Here is a 23750-nt window from a genome sequence, read left to right on the forward strand (position 1 = left end):
CTAACTCATCTCAAGGTAAAAAGTATATCCCGGATCATTAAACAACTTTCAACTGCATGTGGTGTAAAAACTCAGAGGGGAGTGACAACATGGATTTACGTGGTGATGCCTTGCAAATCCTCAAAGAAACTAGTCGAACTTTTTATATTCCAATTAGTATTTTACCGTCAGGATTGCAAGAAGCCGTCGCATCAGCATACTTGTGTATGCGTGCCATTGATGAAATTGAAGATCATCCAGACCTGGATAATTCAACAAAGGCACAACTGTTACACAAGATTAGTTTGACATTACAAGCAGGAGTAGATGGCTTTGCAGTTGACGCTTTCTCTGTAGGGTTTAGCGGCTACGAGGAAGTTTTAGCAGAAGTAACTCTGAGAGTCAGAGAATGGTCTTTATTAGCCCCTGAGACTATTGCACCACGGATTTGGGATGCAACCGCAGCAATGGCTGATCGGATGGCTGATTGGGCAGAAAAAAACTGGAAAATTGAAACCGAGTCTGATTTAGATCGTTACACCTTTGGGGTAGCTGGTGCAGTTGGGTTGTTACTTTCAGATTTATGGACTTGGTATGATGGCACACAAACCAATCGTACTTTAGCAATTGGCTTTGGTCGTGGCTTGCAAGCTGTTAATATTCTCCGCAACCACATTGAAGATATGGGGCGCGGTGTTAACTTCTTTCCAGATGGTTGGACAGTGACAGAAATGCAAGAGTATGCCCTACGCAACTTAGCGTTAGCCGATGCTTATACTCAAGCTTTACCTGCTGGCCCAGCTTTAAACTTTTGTCAAATTCCGTTAACTTTGGCACATGGTACGATTGATGCTCTTGCCAATGGTAAGGAGAAACTCAGCCGCAGTGAAGTTATCGCCTTGCTAGAGCAATTGAATGCTGTTAATGTCAAAGCTAGTTAATAACTTTTTTCAATACGGTTGATTAAGTAAGTTCAAGTTTAAGAGTGCTGATTTTTAGACTGTGGTGTATTTTGGTTATTAACCCAAATTTTTAACTACGTCGTAAATCTCAAAAGCAAGTAACCATACAATACAGACGTGAGCGATCGCGTCTGTATTTTTAAATTAAGGGTTAAGATGCAGAAAAGCCGTATTTTCTTAAATCTTCCAAGGAACAAACTTCTAAGGCTCTAGCGTGGGTTGCTTCGAGAACTACAGGAGGTGCGTAACCAGCTTCCATTGCTTCTTGCCAACGTGCTGCACATAAACACCAGCGATCGCCAGGCCGTAATCCGGGAAAATTATATTCAGGAAATGCTGTACTTAAATCATTACCACGGGATTTGGTAAACTCCAAAAATTCTTCTGTCACCTGGGCGCAAACAACGTGCATTCCAAAATCTTGCCCACCAGTATTACAATACCCATCACGGTAATAACCAGTCATCGGTGAAGTACAGCAAACTTCTAAATCTGTGCCGAGTACATTTTTAGCTTCTGTCATTTTCTATTCCTTAATATTTCAATAAAAGTAAAAATTAATACTTGGAAGCAAATAAATATTTAAGGGTATAAGAGTTAAGGTGTTCCAATCTACCTTCAACCCTTACACCCTTACAACCTTACACCTTTTTCTTCTGACCTAACTCTTACCAAACACCGTACTCAGGGAACGGGCGATGTTTTGTGGTTGCATTGCATCCATTGCGGCGGTTGGTTCGTAGCCGCAGTGAACCATACAATCAGCACACTGGGGATTACCACTGGCGCGGCCGTATTTACTCCAGTCTGTGTTATCTAGCAATTCTTTGAAGCTAGTGTAATGCCCTTCGTTCAACAAATAACAGGGTTTTTGCCAACCAAGAACGCTATAGCTCGGACTTCCCCAAGGTGTACATTCGTAGTCTTTTTCACCAATCAGAAAGTCTAGGAACAAGGGATTGTGATTGAAGTTCCAGTTTTTCTTACCTGATGTGTAGGGTGTGAGGATTTCCCGGAATAGGGCGCGAGTTTGTTCGCGTTTGAGGAAATGGTCTTGATCTGGGGCCCATTCGTAGCTGTAACCAGGGGAAATCATCATCCCATCAATATTTAGGCTTTCGAGAAAATCAAAGAATTCTTGCATTTCTTTGACATCTGCGCCTTCAAAGATGGTGGTGTTAGTGGTGACGCGGAAACCTTTGGCTTTAGCTGCACGAATGGCGTTGACAGCAGTATCAAACACACCTTTGCGATCAACACATTTATCATGCCACTCGCGCATTCCATCTAAGTGGACACTGAAGGTAAAGTAAGGCGAAGGTTGGAATTTATCGAGGCTTTTTTCGAGTAACAAACCATTGGTACACAAGTAAACATATTTCTTGCGTTCTACTAATCCTCGGACAATCTCATCAATTTGGGGGTGGAGTAATGGTTCTCCTCCAGGAATAGAAACTACAGGTGCGCCACATTCTTCCACTGCGGCGAAGCACTCTTGGGGTGTGAGATTGCGTTTGAGAATTTCCACGGGGTGCTGAATCTTGCCACAACCAGAACAAGCTAAATTACAACGAAATAATGGTTCTAGCATCAATACCAAGGGGAAGCGTTTACGCCCTAAAAGACGCTGAGTTACCAGATACTTCCCGATATCCATTGCTTGTTGTAGATTAATTCCCACTTTCCTATCACTCCTCTCTTATAAGTACATAAAAGTTTGAAGTCTGAAGTCTGAAGTCTGAAATTGATATTTCATACTTTACACTTCAAACTTCAGACTTCATTTGACATAACCTTCAGCCATAAACCAATCGACGGCATCTTTTAACGCTGCTTTCAGGGGAGACTGGGGTAGCCCCAACTCGCGGACAGCTTTACTAGCGTCATAGTACATGTGTTGTTGAGCCATACGGACACCATCTATTGGGACTGAAGGCGTTTTTCCTAGTGGTGCGAGAATTTTCTCATCAATCCAAGCCACACTCAAGGGTATCCAAGCAGGAATGGTGCGTTGGGGTGCTGGTAAATTCGTAATTTCGGCGAGTTGTTCTAGTAATTGCTTGAGGCTGAGGTTTTGGTGTCCTAAGATATAACGATCGCCTGACTTCCCTTTTTGCAACGCCAGTAAATGTCCCCAAGCCACATCCCGCACATCGATGAAATTTAGCCCAGTATCCAGATAAACTGGCATTTCTCGCCGCAAAAACCGTAGGATAATATCGCCTGTGGGTGTGGGTTTGATATCTAATGAACCAATTGGAGTACTGGGGTTGACAATTACGACATCTTGCCCTCTAGCGGCTGCTTGTTTAGCTTCTTGTTCGGCGAGAAATTTTGACTGTTTGTAACTACCAATCAGTTTTTCCACTGGACTTTGATAAGTTTCATCGACAGGTTTACCAGCCGCCCCGACTCCAATCGCTGATACTGAACTGGTGTAAACGGTGCGTTCAATCTCAGCTTTGCGGGCAGCTTCGAGGATATTCCGTGTACCAATAACGTTGTAACGATACAGTAGTTGTCTATCTACTTGCCACAAAGAATAATGGGCAGCGACATGGAATAAATATTGACAACCCCTCATTTGTTGCCAAATTTCCGAATCTGTCAAATCACCCTTGACTAGTTCCACATCCAAGCCGCGTAAATTGGCTAAATTACTGCTAGGGCGCACTAAAGCTTTAACTTTGTATCCTTGTTGCAGTAGTAACCGCACCAAGTGGGAACCGACAAAACCGGTTCCCCCTGTGACAAAGGCTTGCATTAGTTTTTCGCCTCCTGACGAAAGCGCGGGAACCAGTCATCTAAGATGGCGTAAACTACGGGTACAACAATTAAGCTGAGGATTGTGGAACTGACCAAACCTCCAGCAATAGCCACCGCCATAGGCGATCGCAATTCTGAACCAGCACCAAGACCCAAGGCAATGGGTAACATCCCTAAAATTGTGGAAGCAGTGGTCATCATAATCGGTCGCAGACGCACTGGCCCGGCTTTTAAGATAGCGTCGGTACGGTCTAAGCCCGATTCACGCAGTTGGTTGATATAATCCACCAGCAAAATCGCATTTTTATTGGCTAGTCCTAATAAAAAGACAAAGCCAATCAGCGAAATCATGCCAAAGTCGCTCTCAGTAAACAAGAGCGCCAGTAATGCCCCTACCAAAGCCAACGGTAAGGAAACACCAATCACTACCGGGTCTACCCAGCTTTTGAAGAGTAAAATTAGCACTACAACAATACACAGGGCTGACAGCAACAAAGTCGAAGCAAAACTGCCAAATACCTCTGCCAAGCTGGCAGAATCGCCACCTAAATCGAGAGTCACACCAGGAGGTAAGACAGCTTTTGCTTCTGCCACAACTTTGTCAGTGGCATCACCCAATGATAAATTTTGACCAAGGTTGGCACTGATATAGGCTACTCGTTGATTGTTCAAACGCTGAATTTGCAAGAATTGTCCTTGTTGATTAGCTTCACCTGTGACTGTAATATCAGCCAATCCGGGAATGTTGACTAAGCGTTCTTTAATGGCTTTGCTGGCCTTGGCTAAAGCTTGTAAATCATCACCTCGCAAGGCTACTTGCAAAGGTTTTTGTCCACCTGTATCGACAAATTGAATATCTTCGACACTGGTTGTTACTCCCTTTAATGTGGGCAAGCTGGTGCGGAATTGGTCTTGCAGTTCGGCGGTGGTAATATTCCGGTCTTCTTTAAGTTTGATGTAGAGTGTGCCTTTATTTGGCTCGCCTTCACGGGAACCAACAGTAGTAAACACTGTTTCCACGGCTGGCGATTTTCTGACGACTTCTTCTAATTTCTTAGCAACTTCTAGAGAGTCGTTGAGGGGGTTAGGCAACGGGAAAGCTTGCCCAGACGGGGGAATACCTTGGGCAGCAGCCTGTTTTTGTAAAGCTGCTAAATCTGGTATTTGTGGTAAGGGCGCAGTATAAGTGATGTTGAATTCGCCGCGATCAAGTTTGGGGATAAATCCTTTGGGAATCAGGGGAATTAAGGCTATCCCACCTACAAAACTCAGGACTGCTACTAAGATGACTAGTCTGCGATGGCGTAAAGACCAGTGCAGTAAGTTGCGGTAAGCTTGGTTGAACCCTAGCCAAGACTTGGCTTCTCGCTTCCGAGGTTTAGCAGATACGGGTTTTAGCCAGTACATAGCCAACACTGGCGACAAAGTCCTCGCCACCAGCATAGAAGCTAACATTGCGGCTGAAACTGTTATCCCAAAGGGTTTGAAGAATTGTCCAACTACCCCACCCATTAAACCTATAGGCAGGAATACTGCCACAGCTGTCAATGTAGCTGCTGTCACAGTCAAACCAATTTCATTAGTTGCCAGTAATGTAGCTTGACGCGGAGTTTCGCCGTCTTCAATATGGCGCATGATGTTTTCGACATCAACGATCGCATCGTCAATAATACTGCCAATTACCAAGGCCAAAGCCAGTAGGGTAATTGTTTCTAGATTGAAGCCGAAAATTGCCATGACGATAAATGTCGCCAGTAAAGAAGTCGGAATCGCCAGTGCCGAAATTAAAGTGGCTCGCCAACTCCACAAGAAAGGAAATATCACCACAATCGACAAAACAATTGCTTCTATCAGTGCGTCTATGGTTGATTGTGTGGCATGACGAATATACTCGGCTTGGGTTGCAGCTAAGGTGAGTTTGACATCCTTGAGGTTAGTTCCCAACTTCTGCACTTCTTTTTCTACCCGATTCACCACTTCTAAGGTGTTGGCGTTCCCTCGTTTGATGACTTGAAAAGCCAGTGCATCTTGCCCATTAAATCTGACTAATGTGGCTCCACCTTGGGGAAGTGCCGCCGCTGAATTCTGGGCTGTAGGCAATGCGGGTGTAGGGCTAGGCGCTCCCAACAAATTGACTTTCAAGACTCCCGGTACTTTGGTAATAACTGGGATAATTTTGTCTTGTGCTACCTTGGTCAATTCTGTGAGGTTCTGTGAGGAACTCTCTATGGTGTAGCTAACAGCTGCTGATTCGTTTAAATTCAGGGGGATAATTTTGTAATTTGCCCCTTGAGGCAAGCTTAACTGTTTGAGTGAAGTTTCTACCTTGCTGGTGGATTTTTCTAAATCAGTGCCAACTGCAAAAGCTAAACTAACTGCCGTTTGACCAGGATAGACAGATGAACGCAGATCATCTAGTCCTTCTACAGAGCGTAGGCGCTCTTCGATTGGTTTGGTGAGTTTGGCCTCTGTGTCAATTGCTGTTGTCAGTGGTGCTGTGGCGTTGACTACCACCACCGGGAAAGTAATATCTGGAAACAAAGCATACTTCAGGGAACTGAACGCCAAAAGCCCAGCTACCGTTACAGTAATCCAGAAACTCACTGTCAACCACGAGAAGTCAATGGCTAATTTGGAGATATTGAAGCGTTCTCGTGCAGATTTTGCGCTACTAACCTTTACCATCTTGGAAAATTTTGCTGGTGTCCCAATTAATTGTCATGCTACATTAATCGTCTAAAGTTTGGGGGGTTTAGTTTCCTTTGGTGGGCAATTTTACTGAACTTGGTTTCTTAAAAAAGCATAAAGGATAAACGGTCAAAAAATTTCTTCTACTTAAACACTTAATAATTAATACTGAACAATCAGCACTAGGTAAACAGTAATGTATTACTTTATGCTGATGTAAAACTTGTGTTACTCATTACATCATCCTGGTTCTAACAGCAATTTTAAGCACATATAACTTTACTTATGAAGATTGGTTCTGTTGACCATAGAGAATTATTCTGTTGTAGTTTTATGGAGAGTTACAGGGAATATGAACCTGAGCATCTCCCTTGGCCTGATTTGGATAATGCTGCTTTGACACTTTTGCGAAGCATCCCTTTTTGGGGTCAGGCTTTGAATAAAGAGCGTCAAGCAGGAGTTATCGTTAGTGAATATGCCAAAACTTTAGATAGGGGCATTTTACAAGATGCGATCGCTCTCCAAGGTGAAGAAGAATCTCGTCACGCTCGGTTGCTGAAAGTGTTTATTGAGCGTTATGACATCCCTATGCCTGCTTGTCCACCTATAGAAATTCCCGCCAACCTTGAGCAGACATTCACTGTATTTGGTTTTGAAGAATGTCTCGATTCTTTTTTTGCTTTTGGCTTATTTGAAATTGCGCGAGAAGCCAGAGTGTTTCCTGAGCAAATCTTCACAATCTTTGACTCAATTATTGATGAAGAAGCTCGGCATATTGTATTTTTTGTCAACTGGTTCACAGATTTGCAAATTCAACGTGGTCATGGGTTTTTACCACTGCGGAGTGCTAAAACTCTCTGGTACTACGGCAGAGCCTTGAGCAGTGTGATTAAAGCCATTGGTGAATCTGATCCCAATGGTGCAGGCTTTACTGCTAGTGGAGCCAGTGTGTTTAGTCAAGATTTAACACTTGAAAAATTCCTTAAAGTGTGCATTCAAGAAAACCAACGGCGAATGAGTAAGTTTGACTCGCGGATATTGCAACCGCAACTGCTACCTAGACTCGCCAGCACAGCGTTGAATACTCTCCAGTTACTACCGAAACGAAAAGCGTTTGGGGAAGGTGTAAGGGTGTAAGGGCAAAATCAAGTTAAAAGTCAAAAGTTAAAAGTCAAAAACTCTCTGATTTTTAACCTTTAGCTTTTGATTTTTGACTTCCCCATAGTGGTGTCAGGTTGTATGGGGAAGAAGTGGCTGCAAGGCTGAAACATTCACCAGCACTGATACTTGTGATTTTTGTACCAAATCTCTGTAAACTTGCACTCAATAATTATTTTTGTCTTCCTTGGCGCTCTTGGCGTTCTTGGCGGTTCGTAAAAAAATTAAACACCTTCTTAAACCCCTACACCCTTTCATTCCTACTCAACAATAAAGATTGATGATGAACACTGTGATTTTAGTGCCGCAGGGTGCGGAGTATAAAGCTGTGTGTCGCGGCTTACGCCAAAATACAGGGTCGATACCAAGGGTTTTGGCGATACCAGTGGGAATGCAGCCGTTGACAAAATACTTGCAGCAATGGGACAAACAGCAGTCACCAGTTAGTAGTTCACCAACGCAAAATTGCCATGTAGAACTAGCAGGGGAGCAGGGGGCAGGGCGCAAGGGGGAGAATCTTTCCCCTCCGCTCCCTGCTCCCTGCCCCGAAGCCAGTCACCATACAAAGTTTTCTTGGCAGACTACTAGAGTATTGGTGATGGGTTTGTGTGGTAGCTTGCGCCAGAATTACGCTGTTGGAGATGCCGTGTTGTATCAAAGTTGCACTTATCAAGGACGTGTGCAAGAATGCGATCGCCCCTTGATGACTCAGTTATCTGCTGCACTACCAAAAGTCTCACTGGTAAAAGGCTTGACAAGCGATCGCGTCATCTGGTCTGCTACAAAAAAATCCTCTTTAGCTGCAACATCCAACTGTGATGTGGTTGATATGGAAAGCTTCGCCGCTTTACAGTTCTTTCAAGCAATGGGAATCGAAGTTGCTGTATTACGTGTGGTCAGTGATGACAGTTTACATGATATTCCTGACCTTTCCGCCGCTATCAGTACTGATGGTTCACTGCAAGCTTTACCTTTAGCATGGGGTTTAATCAGTCAACCCATCGCGGCGACTCGTTTAATTCGTGGTTCTTTACAAGGCTTAAAGGTACTGGAAAAAGTCACTCAAGCACTGTTAGATAGTAACCTGATAAATACCTAAAATTTTTAACCAATAATTTACGATTTCTATACACGAGGTTGTGATAGTTTTATTTTACGTGAACAACCAGATACGGCTTCTTGAAGAAGTCGGGTATCTGAGTCAGCACTATTTTTAAAGTTAAATAGGTTATTTATTATTAATTACAGGGAGAATATTAATTAGTATTAAGACTTCGCTGGAAATAAAAAAATCAAGCTATCAAATAACAACATCTAAATTTATTTAACAAGGATAGAAAGTATACTTGGTTGCTATTTAAGCGACCTATTTAACCAAATCATAATATAAATTAATTTCTTTTTGATTATCTTATCAATATCAAGATTTAAATTTTTCCTAATATCAAAAAAAAGTTGGAACGAATCAAGTTTTAAAGTATGACCTATATTAAAAGCGCCTTTCAAGAGTTTATTGCTGATTTAGCAGGATTTGAGCAATTACCTGCCGAAGTAATTGTGAGTATTGCCGAAAAATTAGAAGCTTGGCGCTATCGCATTGGGCAGAAAATTATAGGCAATGAAAACATACCACCAAAAGTCATATTTTTATATGAAGGGCAAGTACGCCTGTTGGGATATGAACCGCAAACCCAAGCAGCTATTACATTAAAATTGCTCAAACCGGGTGCAGCTATTGGGGAAATTAGTTTTTTGCGTCAGGTTCCTTGTGAAGTGGCGATCGCTTCCACAGAGGTGATATGTTTAGCTTTAAATCTTGAAGAATATTCCCGCCTGATTGCAGAATATCCCGCTTTTGCCCACATGCGGCAAAATCACAGGCATATCTGCGAAGTTTTTAGTGTTTTGGGTGTACAAGTTGCTAAACAAGCAAATGCTGTCACGAATTTTCTTGAATTATCTGAGCAAGCTTTACTCAACACTCAAATACAATACTTATCACCCGGAAAAAAATCATCTAACCAGCTAGATATTGATAGCATTTGGTTTGTGAGTGGGGGTGAAGTGAAGAATTTTCCCCCAGGTTCTCGCCTAGACTTAAATGCAGGCACAATAGAAGTTACTGGAAAAAACCCTGCAAGGTTAATTGGTTTTGCACCAGGAGATTTATCATTTTTAGATAACTATTCTCAAGCTGAGGAAGAATCTATTTATGATACACAAACAAACATTACAGATGAGTTAGATATTCCCTACGCACCAGAAGAAATTACGGCGGTAGACTATCCAGCATCAAAAAAACAAAAGCACCTCAAATACCCCTTTGTTCGTGGTAGCGGAGAAGTCAACGCCACCTTTGCTTGTTTTCAAATGCTGTCCAAGCATTTACAAATTCCCATACGTCGAGAAGTTGTACGGCGCATTTTATCGGAACAAATTAAACGCCAAGGTAGTATATCTTTCCCGGCTTGTGCTTATATCGCAGAATTAATTGGTTTAAAAGCACAGTTAGTAGATTTACCTGCATCAACAATTGAACGTCTCCCCACACCAGCACTCATTCGTTATCGCAGCAATTTTGCTGTATTGTATTCAGCAGATGCACATCATGTTGTTGTCGGTGTGCCATCCCAAGGTATAGTACGCTGTAAACCAAAAGAATTACTGGCAAATTTAGAACTAGAAGACGGTAGTTACCAGCCACAAATGCGGGTGTTGCTGCTAAGTGCTACCAAAGAAACGCCACAAGAAAGATTTGGCGTATCATGGTTTTTACCTTATTTGTCGCGCTACCGTCGAGTACTAATTGAAGTTTTTATCGCTTCGTTTTTTGTACAGTTGGCACAACTGGCAAATCCCTTAGTAATTCAGTTAATTATCGATAAAGTAATTGTCCAAAACAGTATTAGTACCTTGAATGTTCTGGGAGCATTGCTGTTAGTAGTGGGACTGTTTGAAGCCATAATTGGGACTTTACGGACTTATTTATTTGTAGATACAACCAACCGCATTGATATGGGGTTGGGTTCGCAGATTATTGACCACTTATTAAGATTGCCACTGCGTTATTTTGAACGCCGTCCCGTCGGTGAATTGTCAACTAGAATCAACGAGTTAGAAAATATTCGTCAGTTTCTCACCGGGACAGCCTTAACTGTCGGGTTAGATGCCTTATTTTCTGTAGTTTATATTGTTGTCATGCTGTTTTACAGTTGGCAACTAACTTTAGTTGGTTTAGGGACAATTCCCATATTTGTGGTGATTACTTTAATCGCCTCACCCACAATTAGTAAACAGTTACGCAACAAAGCCGAACGCAACGCTGAAACTCAGTCTTATTTAGTTGAGGTGATGTCTGGTATTCAAACAGTAAAAGCGCAAAATATCGAATTGCGATCGCGCTTTTCCTGGCAAGAGCGTTATGCTCGTTATGTAGGCGCAGGATTTAAAACTGTTGTCACTTCAACCTTGGCTAATTCTACTAGTAACTTTCTCAATAAACTCAGTAGTTTATTAGTACTATGGGTAGGTGCTTATTTAGTGTTGCAAGGTGAACTGACATTAGGTGAATTAATTGCGTTTCGGATTATTTCTGGTTATGTCACCAGCCCAATTTTACGTTTAGCCCAACTCTGGCAAAACTTCCAAGAAACTGCCTTATCTTTAGAACGATTAAGTGATATTGTCGATACACCAGAAGAAGGGGAAGCAGATAGAGGTAATATTCCTTTACCAGCCATTGACGGTACAGTGAAATTTGACAATGTTTCCTTCCGATTTAACCCCAATGGCCCCTTACAACTAACTAATATCAATCTTGAATTTACCGCCGGACAATTTATTGGCATCGTCGGGCAGAGTGGCTCTGGTAAAAGTACAATGATGAAATTACTGCTGCGATTATATGATGTGGAATCCGGCAGGATTTTAATTGATGGTTATGATATTGCCAAAGTCGAACTTTACTCTTTAAGAAGACAAATAGGCGTAGTTCCCCAAGAAACATTATTGTTTGACGGGACAGTACAAGAAAATATTGCTTTAACTAACCCAGAAGCAACCACCGAAGAAATTATTGAAGCCGCCCGTGTGGCTTGCGCCCATGAATTTATTATGGGCTTACCCAACGGTTACAATACCCGCGTTGGTGAAAGAGGTGCGGGACTTTCTGGGGGACAAAGACAAAGAATTGCGATCGCTCGTTCTGTACTTCAACGACCAAAACTGCTAGTCTTAGATGAGGCCACAAGTGCCTTAGATTACCCCACAGAACGCCAAGTTTGTTTAAACTTAGCCAAAGCCTTTCAAGGTAGTACAGTCTTTTTCATTACCCACCGCCTAAATACCGTCAGCCATGCAGATACTATCGTTGTCATGGACGCAAGCCGAGTCATAGAACAAGGAAGTCATCAAGAGTTAATGGCTGCTAAAGGTCATTATTCTTATTTGTATCAACAGCAAGAAGTTAATTTGTAATTAGTCAAGGGTTAATCACTCATTATTCCTCAAGGGTAAAACTACTATGACTCAAGTAAATGGTAATCGTCTCAATGGCAATAATGGTAACGGTAAACATCATTCAGAAATTCCTACCGAATCACCTGTATTAACATCTGTAAAGAAAGTTTCCCAACAGCCTTTAATTAATCAAAGATTTGATAACTTTGAACAATCGGTTGTTTTACGCCAGTCTCCAGTTTGGTCACGGACAATTATGTTGACCTTGATAGCATTAGCTGGGTTTGGTATTGCTTGGGCTTGTATTGCCAAAATTGAACAAGTTGTACCCGCGACTGGACAATTAAAACCCCAAGGAACAGTCAAAGAAGTACAAGCACCCGTGAATGGTGTCGTCAAAGCAATTTATGTTAAAGATGGACAAAAAGTTAACCAAGGAGATTTATTACTCACCTTTGAAACCGTTGCGACGTTAGCCGAATTACAGTCCTTAGTTCAAGTGCGGAATAGTTTGATTCGAGAAAACCAAATTTATCGCCGCTTGATGAATTCTAGTTATACTGTGGGTTCAGAATTAGAATTTTTACGCAGTAGATTACCAACAGATGCAGTTTTTCTGTTGAAAAGTCGCGCCGCCTTAGTTGCTGAAAATGAATTGTTACGCAAAGAATTAAGAAATTCCTCATCTACTCAAGGGCTGGGAGTAGATGAACAACAACGTCTACAAGTGTCTAAACTAGAATTAGCTACCCGTGCCAATGCAGCACAATTGGAAATTGAAAAAACGAGAAAACAACTAACACAAAACCAAGTTAAAATTGCTGACACCCAATCTAGTTTAGCGATTCAACAGCAGATTTTAAATAAACTGAAAACCCTAGCTGAAGAAGGTGGAATTTCTCAGCTACAATATCTCAACCAGCAACAACAAGTACAAACCCTAGAAGCCGAAGTCGCCCAATTACAAGAAGAAGATAAACGCCTGAGATATGAAATCGAAAGAGGAGGGCAAGAACTCACTAATACTGTAGCGGCTTCTGGTAAAAATGTTTTAGAAAAAATTTCAGAAAATAAACAACGTATCGCAGATATCGATAGCCAATTTATCAAAATTGTTCTAGATAACGAACAGCGTTTAGCAGATATTACCAGCAAACTTTCGCAAGCTCAACTCAATCTCAGATATCAAGAACTCCGCGCCCCTGTGAGTGGCACAGTTTTTGACTTACAAGCAAAAAATCCGGGGTTTGTCGCCAACTCTACACAAAAACTATTGCAAATTGTCCCCAACGATAAGTATATTGCTGAAGTATTTATTACGAATCAAGATATTGGGTTTGTGCGGGAAGGAATGAAGGCTGATGTCAGAATTGATTCTTTCCCTTTCAGCGAATTTGGCGATATTAAAGGCGAATTAGTTTCTGTTGGTTCTGATGCTTTACCACCAGATGAAACTCACAAATTTTACCGATTCCCCGCCAGAGTATCCTTAGATAAGCAAGCACTCGAAATGAATGGTAAAAAACTACCATTGCAGTCTGGGATGTCAATTACAGCTAATATTAAGGTACGCGAAGAAAGAACAGTTATGAGTCTGTTTACTGAGTTGTTTACCAAGCAAGTGGATAGTTTGAAAGAAGTACGCTAATTTTGGCGCTTTGAGTTTTGTTGCAGCGATCGCATTTACACCAACCTGTGGCTTTACGGTACAGTAAAAGCGATCGCATATTTATTTTTACCTACTTGTATGGTTTTTCCTCAACGCATCGAACCTGCACCCGGACAAGAATCAGTATGGGATTATCCCCGCCCACCCCGCTTAGAACCTGTCAACAAACACATACAGATAATTTTTCATGGCGTAACCATTGCAGACACCCACAACGCTAAACGTGTATTAGAAACCAGCCATCCGCCTTCTTACTACCTTCCTCCTGAAGATATCAAAATGGAATACTTGATATCAGTACCACAATCTAGTTTTTGCGAATGGAAAGGACGCGCAGGCTATTACACTATTCGCGTGGGCGATAAAGAAGCCCAAAACGCCGCTTGGTATTATCCCAGTCCAACATCAGCTTTTACATCTATTAAAGATCATGTGGCTTTTTATGCTCATTTAATGGATGCTTGTTATGTAGATGGTGAAAAAGTTCAACCACAACCAGGAAACTTTTATGGTGGTTGGGTTACTAGCGATATTGTCGGGCCATTTAAAGGCGGGCCTGGTACTTGGGGATGGTGAATTTCTGAATGCTGAATTGAAATAATCAAAACTCTGTCACCTGTAACCTGTCACCTATTACCTACTCAAAACAACAACACCCTAACTACTACTCACTTAGTGATTTCCTCAACTACATCCTTTATCTTAGGCTTTAACCGATATATATTGAACTATCAGTTATAACGCCTCAGTTTATCCAAAGGAGGAAATATTAGTGTTCGAGTTGGGTGTTGTCGTTTATGCGAGACAGATTCAAATTAAACAGCGTTTTTACCTCATAACTAACTTGAACATTGGCTGTTAATCTGCCAGGGAAGTTTCTCAACTTCAATTATTAATTTATCACAGCTAAATTCAGAGAATTAACTTTGATACCAAAGTTTACTGTTTGACTTTTAACACTTACATATTATGTTGCCAAATATTAAGACATACCAAGTCAAAGTAAGAGGCAGTAGTGGCTTTACACCCTTACACCAATCTCCACAGAAAATCTTTGTGCGTCAGCCCGTCAGGTTGATGACGTAAGTCAACTGCTGATGTTTCATGAGACTTTTCTCATTTTTCCTTAATTAGGTAATGGAAAAAATTTAGGAACACTCAAGGGGGAAAATTACATTATTGATATAGCAATGAGTAATGATAGTCAAATATTAGTAGGTTTTGGGAGAAATGCTCAAAATCAGCCAACTATTGAGGTATGGAAATCGGACTGATAGTTATTCTCAAATACTTATACCAAAACATCTCAACTAGCAACTTATTCAATCCTGCTATTTACTAGCCTTTTGTTCAAATATTAAATAGGTACCTCCCAAAGCTTCTACAATAGTGCGTGTGTTAGCCTCCAACATTTTTTGATAACTATTAGCATCACTATTCGTATCTCCAAGACCATCTGTATAAAGTTCTCTTTCCGAAACTTTGACTTCTGCGGCTTGGGCTAACGATTGAATTAAATTCTTGTTAATATTTTTATCAGCAAAAACAGTTGGAACTTTAGCCTGTTGAATCTCTTTAACTAAACTATTCAACTGTCTTTCTGTCGGTTGATTTTCAGGATTAATCCCAGCCAATACCCCGACTAAAGTTATCCCATAAGCTTTGGCATAATAAGCCAGGGCATTATGACTGATAACTAATTCACGTTTATCACTAGGAATACTGGCAATTCTGGTTTTTATCCACCCGTCTAGTTGAGTTAATTCACTTTTAATTTGTTTAGTATTTTGATTATAAATTTCCGCATTATCAGGCTCTAGCTTTTTCAGGTTATTGCTAATAACTTCAAGCATTTTGATGCCATTTTTCGGATTGTGCCAAATATGGGGATCGATAACTCTTTTACCATCTTCAATAAATCTTTGTGGTTTTGGGACTGCTAACTGACTCACAGCTATTTTTGGTGTAGTATTACTAGTCGATTTAATAATTCTAATCAAGCCTGGTTCAAAATTATAGCCATTGTAGAAAATCAGATTAGCTTGGTCGATAGTTTCCCTATCGGCGGTTTTTGGTTGATAGTTATGAGGGTCTGTACCTGGAGGAATTAAACAAGCAAGGTTGACTGTATTTTCAGCAACCTGTTTAATTAAGTCACACAATATACTGGTTGTGGCAACAACTTTGGGTAGACTTTCATCTGCTGTTGTCGTTTGCGTGAAGGAAGTATTAGTTGCTTGTCTTGTACAACCAACCAAGCCAATCAAAAAAGTAACCCAAGCAGCCCGTAACAAAGTATTAAATAGCAATTTATTGAGCATAATCAACTGCTAGTAGCTTTCCTGAATAAATTTAACAATAATCATTATTATTAAATAACAGTGAAATATTAAATATTCAGGATTCCAATTACAACAAAGTCCCTTCTACATTTCTGTGAAGGGACTTGGCAGTATTGTTAGTTTAGTTCAAGTTTTCGATATAGCTTGAGAATTTAGCATTTAGCTATTGTGAAGCGGTTTGCTTTGTGAATAAGTTCTTGTTTTTAGCCACTTTTGCCGTTCTTTATGGCTCATTTCAGTTTTATAGCCAACTCTAACCTGATTAGGAGTCAATTGTTTGTGAGTCTCCGTATGTGTTTGTGTATCTTTTGAGTACATAATTTTCTGATCCTAACATCCGTTTGAGTAAGCAGCGTTATACTCCGCCAGAAACTTCAGTTGACCAGATAATTAATTCGCCTTGTTCACCACCTGCGGCGAGAAACTTGCCTTGAGAATGCCAAGCTAAGGTAGAGAACCCGGCGGTAGCACCTGTGAGAATTTGAGATACTTGTGCTGCTTCTGACCACAAACACAATAAACCATCAGCGCCGGCGGAGGCTAATAAGAAGCTGTGGGGTGCAAATGCGATCGCATTAATCACATCCACATGATTAGTCAACACTCGCGCTTCCCAACCCAAGGATTCATCCTCTAACTTTTCCCACACTACAATACCCTCAACACTGGAAGAAGCCAGAATAGGCGCACCTAGTTCTGTAGTAGCTTCCGACCATGCCAACTGCCGAATCTTACCAGGAAAACCACGCATAATCCAAGGGTCGGGATTGCTCCAGTCCAACACTGTGACGCTGCGATCCATATTACCGGAAGCCAAGTATTTGCTATCAGGCGACCAACCCATAGCTACACTGACAGTTGGCATACTCAAAAAATATGGTTCTTCATCCCAGTTTTGACTATGCCAAATTTTGACTCCTTGATAGCCGCTAATTGCTAAATACTGGCCATCGCTACGCCAATCTATCCCTAAAACCGAGGAGTTATCAAAATTCAAAGTGACGACAATCTCACCTAAATCGGCATCCCAGACTTGCACGTAACGCCCCAAACTAAAAGCCAGTTGGTTATTAGTATGATTCCAAGCCAACTTATCTACCCAGGCTGGTGCATTTTCTAACGTGGCGATGAGTTGATTTTCTCGCCAAATTTTGACTTTTCCATCCTGTCCACCAATAGCTAAAAATTTGCCATCAGATGAAAAAGCCACACAGTCTACAGACTTCCCACTACCACTTTGCAACTCTATGGCATTGCCATTATTCCATAGCACCACCTCGCCAGCCGCAGATGTCGCCGCAAGAATTTCACCTTCAGGAGACCAAGCTAAGGCTGTAACATAATCTGACAGCATCCCGGAATCATATATAGCAAATTCTGAGGATTTGTTAGTTGTAAAGTTCATATCTGGGGACTACAAAATTCCTAGAGATTAATGATGTTGGTGATTCTTCTAACAAGCAGGAGGAGGTAGAATTTCTAAACCATACTTGGGAGCAGTGGTCAGTAATTTGTTGATATCTGCTTCAGTTACAGCAGGTGGTGTAGTATTTTGCTCTGAGGTTGGCGTACCTATTTCTCTAAAAAATTTCTCCAGTCCGCCTGGGGTTAACCAACACAAAAATTTGGCAGGTTCTCCACTAATGTTGCGAAAACTGTGTGGCTGTCCTTGCGGAAAGTGCAAGAAAGTTCCGGGTGTAGCTAAAATTATTTGTTCAAAAGTTTGGAACTCTACTTCACCCTCTTGAATATAAAAAGATTCATTTTCTTTTGTATGCTTATGGGATGGAACTGCACTATGGGGTTGCATGACAATTTCAATTAATGCGTAAGTTTGATTTGTATCTTCACTAAATACCTTGAAAGTATACAAGTCTCCCAGCACCCATGAGGCATTACCTTCTCCTGGTTGCATAACGATGTTATATTGATCGATAGTCATAAAGATTTATTCCTTATAGCTACAAAAGTTTAAGTCTAGTAAAGCTTAGAGTTATAAAAATATAATTTTGTTTATAACTGAAAAACTTAGGAAAAATTAAGTTTGAGAAGAAAGGTAAGGTTATGTCGCATTACCAGATTTATCGTAACTTATGATAATTAAAAACAAAAAAAATTGGGACAGTTATTTTAAAATAACTATCCCTAATTCAGATTTTAAGTTTTTACCGCGATCGCTTAAGCAAAGGCGGCAGTTTTCACATCATTGTTTGCCAAGATTTCTTGCAATTCTTCGGCATCTACTGTTTCTTTATCAACCAGCATTTGTGCTAACTGATCAAGAATGTGACGGTTGTTGACTAATACTTCTTTGGCGCGGGTGTAAGCTGTGTCTACGAGTTTCCGCACTTCTTCGTCAATGGCAGCCGCAGTTTCTTCGGAGAAATCACGCTCTGACATGATATCGCGTCCGAGGAACATATTACCTTGTTGACGACCAAGCGCAACAGGCCCCAAGCGATCGCTCATTCCAAAGCGAGTAATCATTTGACGAGCTACTCTTGCTACTTGCTGTAGGTCGTTAGAAGCACCTGTGGTAACTTCTTCTTCACCAAAGATTATTTCTTCGGCTAAACGTCCACCTAATGCCACAGCCATCTGATTTTCCAGATAGGAGCGACTGTATAAACCTGTGTCCATCCGGTCTTCGCTGGGGGTGAACCAAGTTAAACCACCTGCACGACCACGAGGAATAATACTAATCTTCTGTACTGGGTCATAGTCGGGCATCAATGCACCAACTAAGGCGTGACCAGCTTCGTGATAAGCTACCAAGGTCTTGCGTTTTTCGCTCATTACCCGGTCTTTCTTCTCTGGGCCAGCTAACACGCGATCGATGGCATCATTGATTTCATCCATCGAAATTTCGGTTAAGTTGCGGCGTGCAGCGAGAATTGCAGCTTCATTCAGCAAGTTGGATAAATCTGCACCTGTGAAACCAGGGGTACGACGCGCAATTTTATCTAAGTCCACATCTTTGGCTAAGGTTTTACCACGGGCGTGAACTTTGAGGATTTCACTGCGTCCGGCGTAGTCGGGACGGTCTACTACAACTTGACGGTCGAAGCGACCAGGACGTAATAAAGCTGCGTCTAAAACGTCGGGACGGTTGGTAGCAGCGATGATGATGATACCAGTGTTACCTTCAAAACCATCCATTTCGGTGAGTAACTGGTTGAGGGTTTGTTCCCGTTCATCGTTACCACCGCCTAAACCAGCACCCCGTTGACGACCAACTGCGTCAATTTCATCGATGAAGACGATACAAGGGGCGTTAGATTTAGCTTGTTCAAATAAATCACGGACGCGGGAAGCACCCACACCCACGAACATTTCCACAAACTCTGAACCAGAGATAGAGAAGAAAGGTACACCCGCTTCCCCAGCGACAGCACGAGCGAGTAAGGTTTTACCTGTACCTGGAGGCCCTACTAATAATACTCCTTTAGGAATTTTTGCACCGACAGCAGTAAAGCGATCGGCATTTTTTAGAAAGTCTACAACTTCGTTTAATTCGAGCTTGGCTTGGTCAATACCAGCAACATCACCAAATGTCACCTGAGTTTGTGGTTCCATTTGGACTCGCGCTTTGGATTTACCAAAGTTCATGGCTTGGCTACCGGGGCCACTTTGAGCGCGGCGGAGTAAGAAAAATAAACCAACTAACAGCAGTACAGGGAAAAATAAACTGCTCAGTGCCTTAAACCAAAAGCCTTCGTCGGTTTGAGGCAATACAGAAATATCAACGCCTTTAGAGGTAAGAGTGTTGATCAAGTCGGGGTCGTTAACTAAGGTAACTTTAATCTGGCTACCGTCCTGAGACTTGACAATGGCTGTAGAACGATCTGCACTCAGCCTAACTTGTGTAACTCTACCTTTTTCAACTTCTTGAATAAATTGACTGTAGCGCCATGTTTGTGTGTTTTGTGGTTGTTTGTCAAAGAATGCTGTTCCTAGCGCAATGACAACAATAAACAGTAGCGCGTACAGCCCCGCATTTCTCCATCTTTTATTCACTGAGGTCTATCTCCTGTATTTTCTGTGCTTTCGCGGAGTGTCTCTGTATGAGAGGGGATTATTAAGAATTATGTTAACTTATCTTAAGGTATATCAAAATGGCGCGGCTGTCATGCTAAAAAGCCTCCTAATTTGTCGAAAATTCGTATGGTAGGGATTATATTGTAGCGACCCTGAAGCTTGCTCAACGGTATGAATGGGGATAATTTGCACCACACTATTAGTGTAGGCGATCGCTTCAAATCTCGTGACTAACTGGGGTGTCCAAGGTTCCTCTCGCACTTGTAGCTGTTGATTTTGCAGCCATTGGATGATTTGCGATCGCATAATTCCGGGTAAAATCCCTACATCTAAGGGCGGTGTCCACCACCTACCATCTTGCCATCCCCAAAGATTACCAGTAGTGGTTTCTAGCCAATTACCCGCCGCATCAACTAAAATTGCTTCTTGGGCGGCTAAATTCTTCACACTATTTTTCACCAACCAAGCACCCAAATAATTACCTGTTTTATGAGAAGGTAAGTTGCGGGAAAATTCAGGTTGTGCAATGGCGCATTTCACCCCATGTTGTTGTTTTTGTGTTAAATCTTCTGGTAAGTTTCTGCCAATTATCCACTCCCTACCATCAGGAAACAAGGTAATTCTGAGAACGGGGAAATGCTTTATGAGAAATTGTGCGCCTAGATATACTCGCTGCCAATTTGGTTGTTGCCAAGCAAAGACTTGTAAACTGAATTTGAGGCGATCGCAGTGTGCCTGCCAGTTGGTTAAACTACTATCGAGGGAATTTTCATAAACTCGCAGTGTAGTAAATACCGTTGCACCATAAAGCAACCCTGGATCGTTAATATCTAATTCCAGGGTTTGAGACTCGATTAATTTGCCGTTATACCAATAAATAGGTTTACCCACTTTAGTCAACCCAATTTACTACTTGTACACCAGGAATCTGTCTAAAATGGCGAAGGTTTCTTGTTACTAAGGTTGCTTGATTAGAGAGGACAATACTAGCAATCAATAAATCGGCTCGTCCTATTTTTCGGAATTTAGGGATGATACGTAAATGCTCAAACTGTTCTGATGCAGCTTGACTAACGGGTACAACTAAAATTTGGCTGAGTAGTTCTTCTGTACGAAATAGAAGAGATTGCGCCTTGAGTAAATCTACTCCTGAATTGGCTTTTAAAAGATATTCAATCCTGCCACGCAAAACTTCTGCTTTCGTAATAATGGTAATGCCAACTTCGGGATCATTTAAAGACCTCAAACGCTCAACCACATTAGCATTTCCAGCATAAAGATATGTAAGTGTGTCAGTATCAAGCAAATACATTAACTTTCAGGCTCCGCATCAACTTCTGAGCGTCCCCTTGCTTGATAAATAGTGTTTCTCAATTCTGTTAATGAATCATCATCTGCTAAACTTCCTGCTTGTTGCAGAAGAATCGCTCGACTACTTTGATAACGTAGCCAGTCATTAATAGCCACCTTTAAAAATCTCCAATCATCTGCAATTTTACGCCCTGGAATATTACCCAAAGTAGCTTGATACAAAACTGTTTCAATGGGTAGTCGTAGATATGCAGAGGCTTCTTCCAGGGTGAGAACATCTGGGAGTGTGACTTGCTCCATAACCTTATTCTCCAGTTTCCGACGAGTTTAGCCAATGACCAAATTCTTCCAGGAAGGAATCGTTTAATATTGCTTGGCGAATCTTCTGTGTGAACCGAATCAGTTCGGTGATATTGTGAATGCTGAGTAAGGTGTAAGCTAAAATCTCTTGCGATCGCACCAAATGGGAAATATACGCCCGACTGAAATTTTGACACGCATAACAAGGGCAAGTTTCATCCATTGGTGCGAAATCTTCACGGAACTTAGCATTTTTTAAATTCCAGCGTTCGCCTTTGACCATTGCTGTACCATGTCTCGCCCAACGAGTCGGGATGACGCAATCAAATAAATCTATACCAGAAGCGATCGCGATCGCCATTTCTCGGTAAGTCCCCACACCCATCAAATAACGGGGCTTTTCTGGTGGTAATAATGGTGCAGTAGCTTGGACAATCTGAGCCATTAATTCTGCGGGTTCCCCCACACTCACACCACCAATCGCATATCCAGGCAAATCTAACTTAGCCAATTCTACAGCCGCTTGGGAACGCAAATCTAAATATACGCCCCCTTGCACAATTCCAAATAATGCCTGATCTTGCCGTTGATGGGCGGATATACAACGTTCTAGCCAACGGTAAGTCCGCGCAGTAGCCGTTTCTACCTCTTGGCGAGTTGCTGGGTAAGGCGGACATTCATCAAAGGCCATAATCACATCCGCCCCTAAAGTATTCTGAATCTCTATGGAACGCTCTGGTGTCAAATTGATAATCTGCCCATCGTGAGGCGAACGGAATGTGACACCTTCTTCCGTAATCTTCCGCATTTCACTCAAGCTGAATACCTGAAACCCACCAGAATCAGTGAGCATCGGCCCATCCCAGCCCATAAACTTATGCAAGCCACCACCGCCAGCGACAATTGCTTCGCCTGGTTGCAAATGCAGGTGGTAAGTATTAGATAAAACCATCTGTGCGCCAGTATCCTTCAACTGGGCAGGTGTGACTGTTTTGACATTAGCTAATGTCCCCACAGGCATAAACCTTGGGGTTTCAACAGCACCGTGTGGCGTGAAAAATATCCCGGCTCTCGCCTTTGTTTGGCTACAACGAGCCAAGGATTGAAAAGAAAAATTCTTAGTCAAGGTAAAAGATTAGACGATTTCACTAAATGATAGTCATTTGTCCTTTGTCCTTGGTTATAGCAATTATTAATAGTCTTGGTTTATTAGAGCGCAAAACTTTGTGCCTCTACTAATGACAGATGACTAGTGACAAATGACAGATGACAATTCTAAAACGAATCAGTGCAGTCATCATCCATTTCTGCATCCCATTTAGCAGAGAGGACTTGTTCCATCATGGCTTCAATGGCGTTGACGTTGAAGGTTTTTTCCCGACGCTCTTGGATAGGGGTTGTGAGGGGTATTAAGCGCAGACACATTCCTTCTTGCATCAAATCAAAGCAGGTTTCTTGTTGGGATAACTGCTTTAATTCAATACAATCAAAACTATACACGTTTAAATAAAGAGCACTGTTAGCTACTAAAGTCGAACGCTGGGGATTTGCAAAGACTTCTATGACATCTCCTTCACCCTCGCTGACTACCTGCTCTCCGTGGGTGTACATATAGTGAACTCGACCTAAATCAGAAAGTAATCGCCGCATGTCGAGTTTATTCACAATCACGCCCGTGTCAACAATGCACGGAGCCGGTATCCTGGTGTCGGGTAGATGATGACTCATAGGAAATTTAAAGAGAGGAAAAAGATGAGAACACAGCTAAAAAAAAATTTAAATTAATAGCTTAATTAGTTCCCTACATTTAAAAAATATCAATTTTGTGGTGCGATCGCTTCAATACTCTCGATCTAATTTGCAAGCTAATGAATACACAAGATTCCGCATTAGCTTTACGTTGTTAAATTTATTTTTTTATGTTATTATTGCAAGCCAAAAAATTTAGCTTAACGAGTCCAGCATAGCAAAATTTTTCAGCAGAGTCTGTACACTAATAGCTATCTTATCCAAAGCTTTAAACTTATTTACTAGTGGTTGTACCACAGTAATAAATATTATCCCTGAAAGCTTTCCGCA

At 41.6% G+C, this 23750-nt stretch carries 19 protein-coding genes; 6 read left to right on the plus strand and 13 right to left on the minus strand.

All coding sequences use genetic code 11. From position 1 onward, the window contains the following. Positions 1–89 precede the first annotated feature (89 nt). Entirely contained in the window at positions 90–920 is an 831-nt protein-coding gene (locus ACX27_RS29340) for a squalene/phytoene synthase family protein (protein ID WP_200929885.1), read from the plus strand. A gap of 172 nt (positions 921–1092) precedes the next feature. Here ACX27_RS29340 and ACX27_RS29345 read toward each other — a convergent pair whose 3' ends face one another. The 4 genes from ACX27_RS29345 to ACX27_RS29360 form a co-directional block, all read right to left on the minus strand. Continuing rightward, a complete protein-coding gene (locus ACX27_RS29345; RefSeq protein WP_062297726.1) occupies positions 1093–1464 on the minus strand; it encodes a DUF2237 family protein in 372 nt (123 codons plus the stop codon). Between the two features lie 138 nt (positions 1465–1602). Beyond that, positions 1603–2622, minus strand: a complete 1020-nt coding sequence (hpnH, locus tag ACX27_RS29350) for an adenosyl-hopene transferase HpnH (RefSeq protein WP_062297728.1) — start codon at positions 2620–2622, stop codon at positions 1603–1605. Between the two features lie 99 nt (positions 2623–2721). Then, positions 2722–3705 carry a hopanoid-associated sugar epimerase gene (hpnA, locus tag ACX27_RS29355; RefSeq protein WP_062297729.1) on the minus strand — a complete coding sequence of 328 codons (984 nt, stop codon included), beginning with the start codon at positions 3703–3705 and terminating at the stop codon, positions 2722–2724. Further along, entirely contained in the window at positions 3705–6392 is a 2688-nt protein-coding gene (locus ACX27_RS29360) for an efflux RND transporter permease subunit (RefSeq protein WP_062297731.1), read from the minus strand. Before ACX27_RS29360 ends, hpnA begins: the two co-directional genes overlap by 1 nt. Before the next feature lie 288 nt (positions 6393–6680). On the opposite strand from ACX27_RS29360, the gene ACX27_RS29365 reads away from it, so the two are divergent. The 5 genes from ACX27_RS29365 to ACX27_RS29385 all read left to right on the plus strand — a co-directional run bounded on the left by ACX27_RS29365 (position 6681) and on the right by ACX27_RS29385 (position 14256). Further along, positions 6681–7532: a ferritin-like domain-containing protein gene (locus tag ACX27_RS29365; protein WP_062297732.1), complete on the plus strand. Its 852-nt coding sequence runs from the start codon at positions 6681–6683 to the stop codon at positions 7530–7532. 301 nt (positions 7533–7833) lie between these two features. Next, on the plus strand, positions 7834–8652 hold the full coding sequence (locus tag ACX27_RS29370; RefSeq protein ID WP_062297734.1) for a 5'-methylthioadenosine/S-adenosylhomocysteine nucleosidase family protein: 819 nt from the start codon (positions 7834–7836) through the stop codon (positions 8650–8652). Positions 8653–9032: 380 nt separating this feature from the next. After that, positions 9033–12029, plus strand: coding sequence for a peptidase domain-containing ABC transporter (locus ACX27_RS29375; RefSeq protein WP_062297735.1), 2997 nt, complete (start codon positions 9033–9035; stop codon positions 12027–12029). 46 nt (positions 12030–12075) lie between these two features. Then, positions 12076–13659: a beta-barrel domain-containing protein gene (locus tag ACX27_RS29380; protein WP_062297737.1), complete on the plus strand. Its 1584-nt coding sequence runs from the start codon at positions 12076–12078 to the stop codon at positions 13657–13659. A 99-nt stretch (positions 13660–13758) separates the two neighbouring features. Next, positions 13759–14256: a DUF427 domain-containing protein gene (locus ACX27_RS29385; protein WP_062297739.1), complete on the plus strand. Its 498-nt coding sequence runs from the start codon at positions 13759–13761 to the stop codon at positions 14254–14256. A 755-nt stretch (positions 14257–15011) separates the two neighbouring features. On the opposite strand, the gene ACX27_RS29390 is transcribed toward ACX27_RS29385, so the two are convergent. The 9 genes from ACX27_RS29390 to ACX27_RS29430 form a co-directional block, all read right to left on the minus strand. After that, positions 15012–16001 carry a metal ABC transporter solute-binding protein, Zn/Mn family gene (locus ACX27_RS29390; protein ID WP_083468869.1) on the minus strand — a complete coding sequence of 330 codons (990 nt, stop codon included), beginning with the start codon at positions 15999–16001 and terminating at the stop codon, positions 15012–15014. A gap of 376 nt (positions 16002–16377) precedes the next feature. After that, positions 16378–17427 carry a WD40 repeat domain-containing protein gene (locus ACX27_RS29395; protein ID WP_062297741.1) on the minus strand — a complete coding sequence of 350 codons (1050 nt, stop codon included), beginning with the start codon at positions 17425–17427 and terminating at the stop codon, positions 16378–16380. 48 nt (positions 17428–17475) lie between these two features. Then, the gene (locus ACX27_RS29400) at positions 17476–17964 is read right to left on the minus strand and encodes a quercetin 2,3-dioxygenase (RefSeq protein ID WP_062297742.1); all 489 of its coding nucleotides are present in this window, start codon (positions 17962–17964) and stop codon (positions 17476–17478) included. A 236-nt stretch (positions 17965–18200) separates the two neighbouring features. After that, positions 18201–20039, minus strand: a complete 1839-nt coding sequence (gene ftsH3 / locus ACX27_RS29405; protein ID WP_062297743.1) for an ATP-dependent zinc metalloprotease FtsH3 — start codon at positions 20037–20039, stop codon at positions 18201–18203. A 93-nt stretch (positions 20040–20132) separates the two neighbouring features. After that, positions 20133–20939, minus strand: coding sequence for an aminotransferase class IV (locus tag ACX27_RS29410; protein ID WP_062298645.1), 807 nt, complete (start codon positions 20937–20939; stop codon positions 20133–20135). A gap of 13 nt (positions 20940–20952) precedes the next feature. Beyond that, positions 20953–21372, minus strand: a complete 420-nt coding sequence (locus ACX27_RS29415; RefSeq protein ID WP_062297745.1) for a type II toxin-antitoxin system VapC family toxin — start codon at positions 21370–21372, stop codon at positions 20953–20955. Continuing rightward, a complete protein-coding gene (locus tag ACX27_RS29420) occupies positions 21372–21671 on the minus strand; it encodes a helix-turn-helix domain-containing protein (RefSeq protein WP_062297747.1) in 300 nt (99 codons plus the stop codon). Before ACX27_RS29420 ends, ACX27_RS29415 begins: the two co-directional genes overlap by 1 nt. 4 nt (positions 21672–21675) lie before the next feature. Beyond that, on the minus strand, positions 21676–22797 hold the full coding sequence (gene tgt, locus ACX27_RS29425; protein ID WP_062297749.1) for a tRNA guanosine(34) transglycosylase Tgt: 1122 nt from the start codon (positions 22795–22797) through the stop codon (positions 21676–21678). Positions 22798–22946: 149 nt separating this feature from the next. Next, positions 22947–23399 (minus strand): hypothetical protein, encoded by a 453-nt coding sequence (locus tag ACX27_RS29430; protein WP_062297751.1) that lies wholly within the window; start codon positions 23397–23399, stop codon positions 22947–22949. Positions 23400–23750: the final 351 nt, after the last annotated feature.

The sequence above is a fragment of the Nostoc piscinale CENA21 genome (assembly GCF_001298445.1).
In the GTDB taxonomy this organism is placed as follows: Bacteria; Cyanobacteriota; Cyanobacteriia; order Cyanobacteriales; family Nostocaceae; genus Nostoc_B; species Nostoc_B piscinale_A.

Coding starts and splice junctions, on each gene's coding strand:
- ACX27_RS29360 (WP_062297731.1), bottom strand. CDS start 6,392: ATGGTAAAGGTTAGTAGCGCAAAATCTGCACGAGAACGCTTCAATATC.
- ACX27_RS29390 (WP_083468869.1), bottom strand. CDS start 16,001: ATGCTCAATAAATTGCTATTTAATACTTTGTTACGGGCTGCTTGGGTT.
- ACX27_RS29420 (WP_062297747.1), bottom strand. CDS start 21,671: ATGGAGCAAGTCACACTCCCAGATGTTCTCACCCTGGAAGAAGCCTCT.
- hpnA (WP_062297729.1), bottom strand. CDS start 3,705: ATGCAAGCCTTTGTCACAGGGGGAACCGGTTTTGTCGGTTCCCACTTG.
- ACX27_RS29430 (WP_062297751.1), bottom strand. CDS start 23,399: ATGAGTCATCATCTACCCGACACCAGGATACCGGCTCCGTGCATTGTT.
- ACX27_RS29375 (WP_062297735.1), top strand. CDS start 9,033: ATGACCTATATTAAAAGCGCCTTTCAAGAGTTTATTGCTGATTTAGCA.
- ACX27_RS29395 (WP_062297741.1), bottom strand. CDS start 17,427: ATGAACTTTACAACTAACAAATCCTCAGAATTTGCTATATATGATTCC.
- ACX27_RS29365 (WP_062297732.1), top strand. CDS start 6,681: ATGAAGATTGGTTCTGTTGACCATAGAGAATTATTCTGTTGTAGTTTT.
- ACX27_RS29400 (WP_062297742.1), bottom strand. CDS start 17,964: ATGACTATCGATCAATATAACATCGTTATGCAACCAGGAGAAGGTAAT.
- ACX27_RS29340 (WP_200929885.1), top strand. CDS start 90: ATGGATTTACGTGGTGATGCCTTGCAAATCCTCAAAGAAACTAGTCGA.
- ACX27_RS29370 (WP_062297734.1), top strand. CDS start 7,834: ATGATGAACACTGTGATTTTAGTGCCGCAGGGTGCGGAGTATAAAGCT.
- ACX27_RS29380 (WP_062297737.1), top strand. CDS start 12,076: ATGACTCAAGTAAATGGTAATCGTCTCAATGGCAATAATGGTAACGGT.
- ACX27_RS29415 (WP_062297745.1), bottom strand. CDS start 21,372: ATGTATTTGCTTGATACTGACACACTTACATATCTTTATGCTGGAAAT.
- ACX27_RS29345 (WP_062297726.1), bottom strand. CDS start 1,464: ATGACAGAAGCTAAAAATGTACTCGGCACAGATTTAGAAGTTTGCTGT.
- ACX27_RS29385 (WP_062297739.1), top strand. CDS start 13,759: ATGGTTTTTCCTCAACGCATCGAACCTGCACCCGGACAAGAATCAGTA.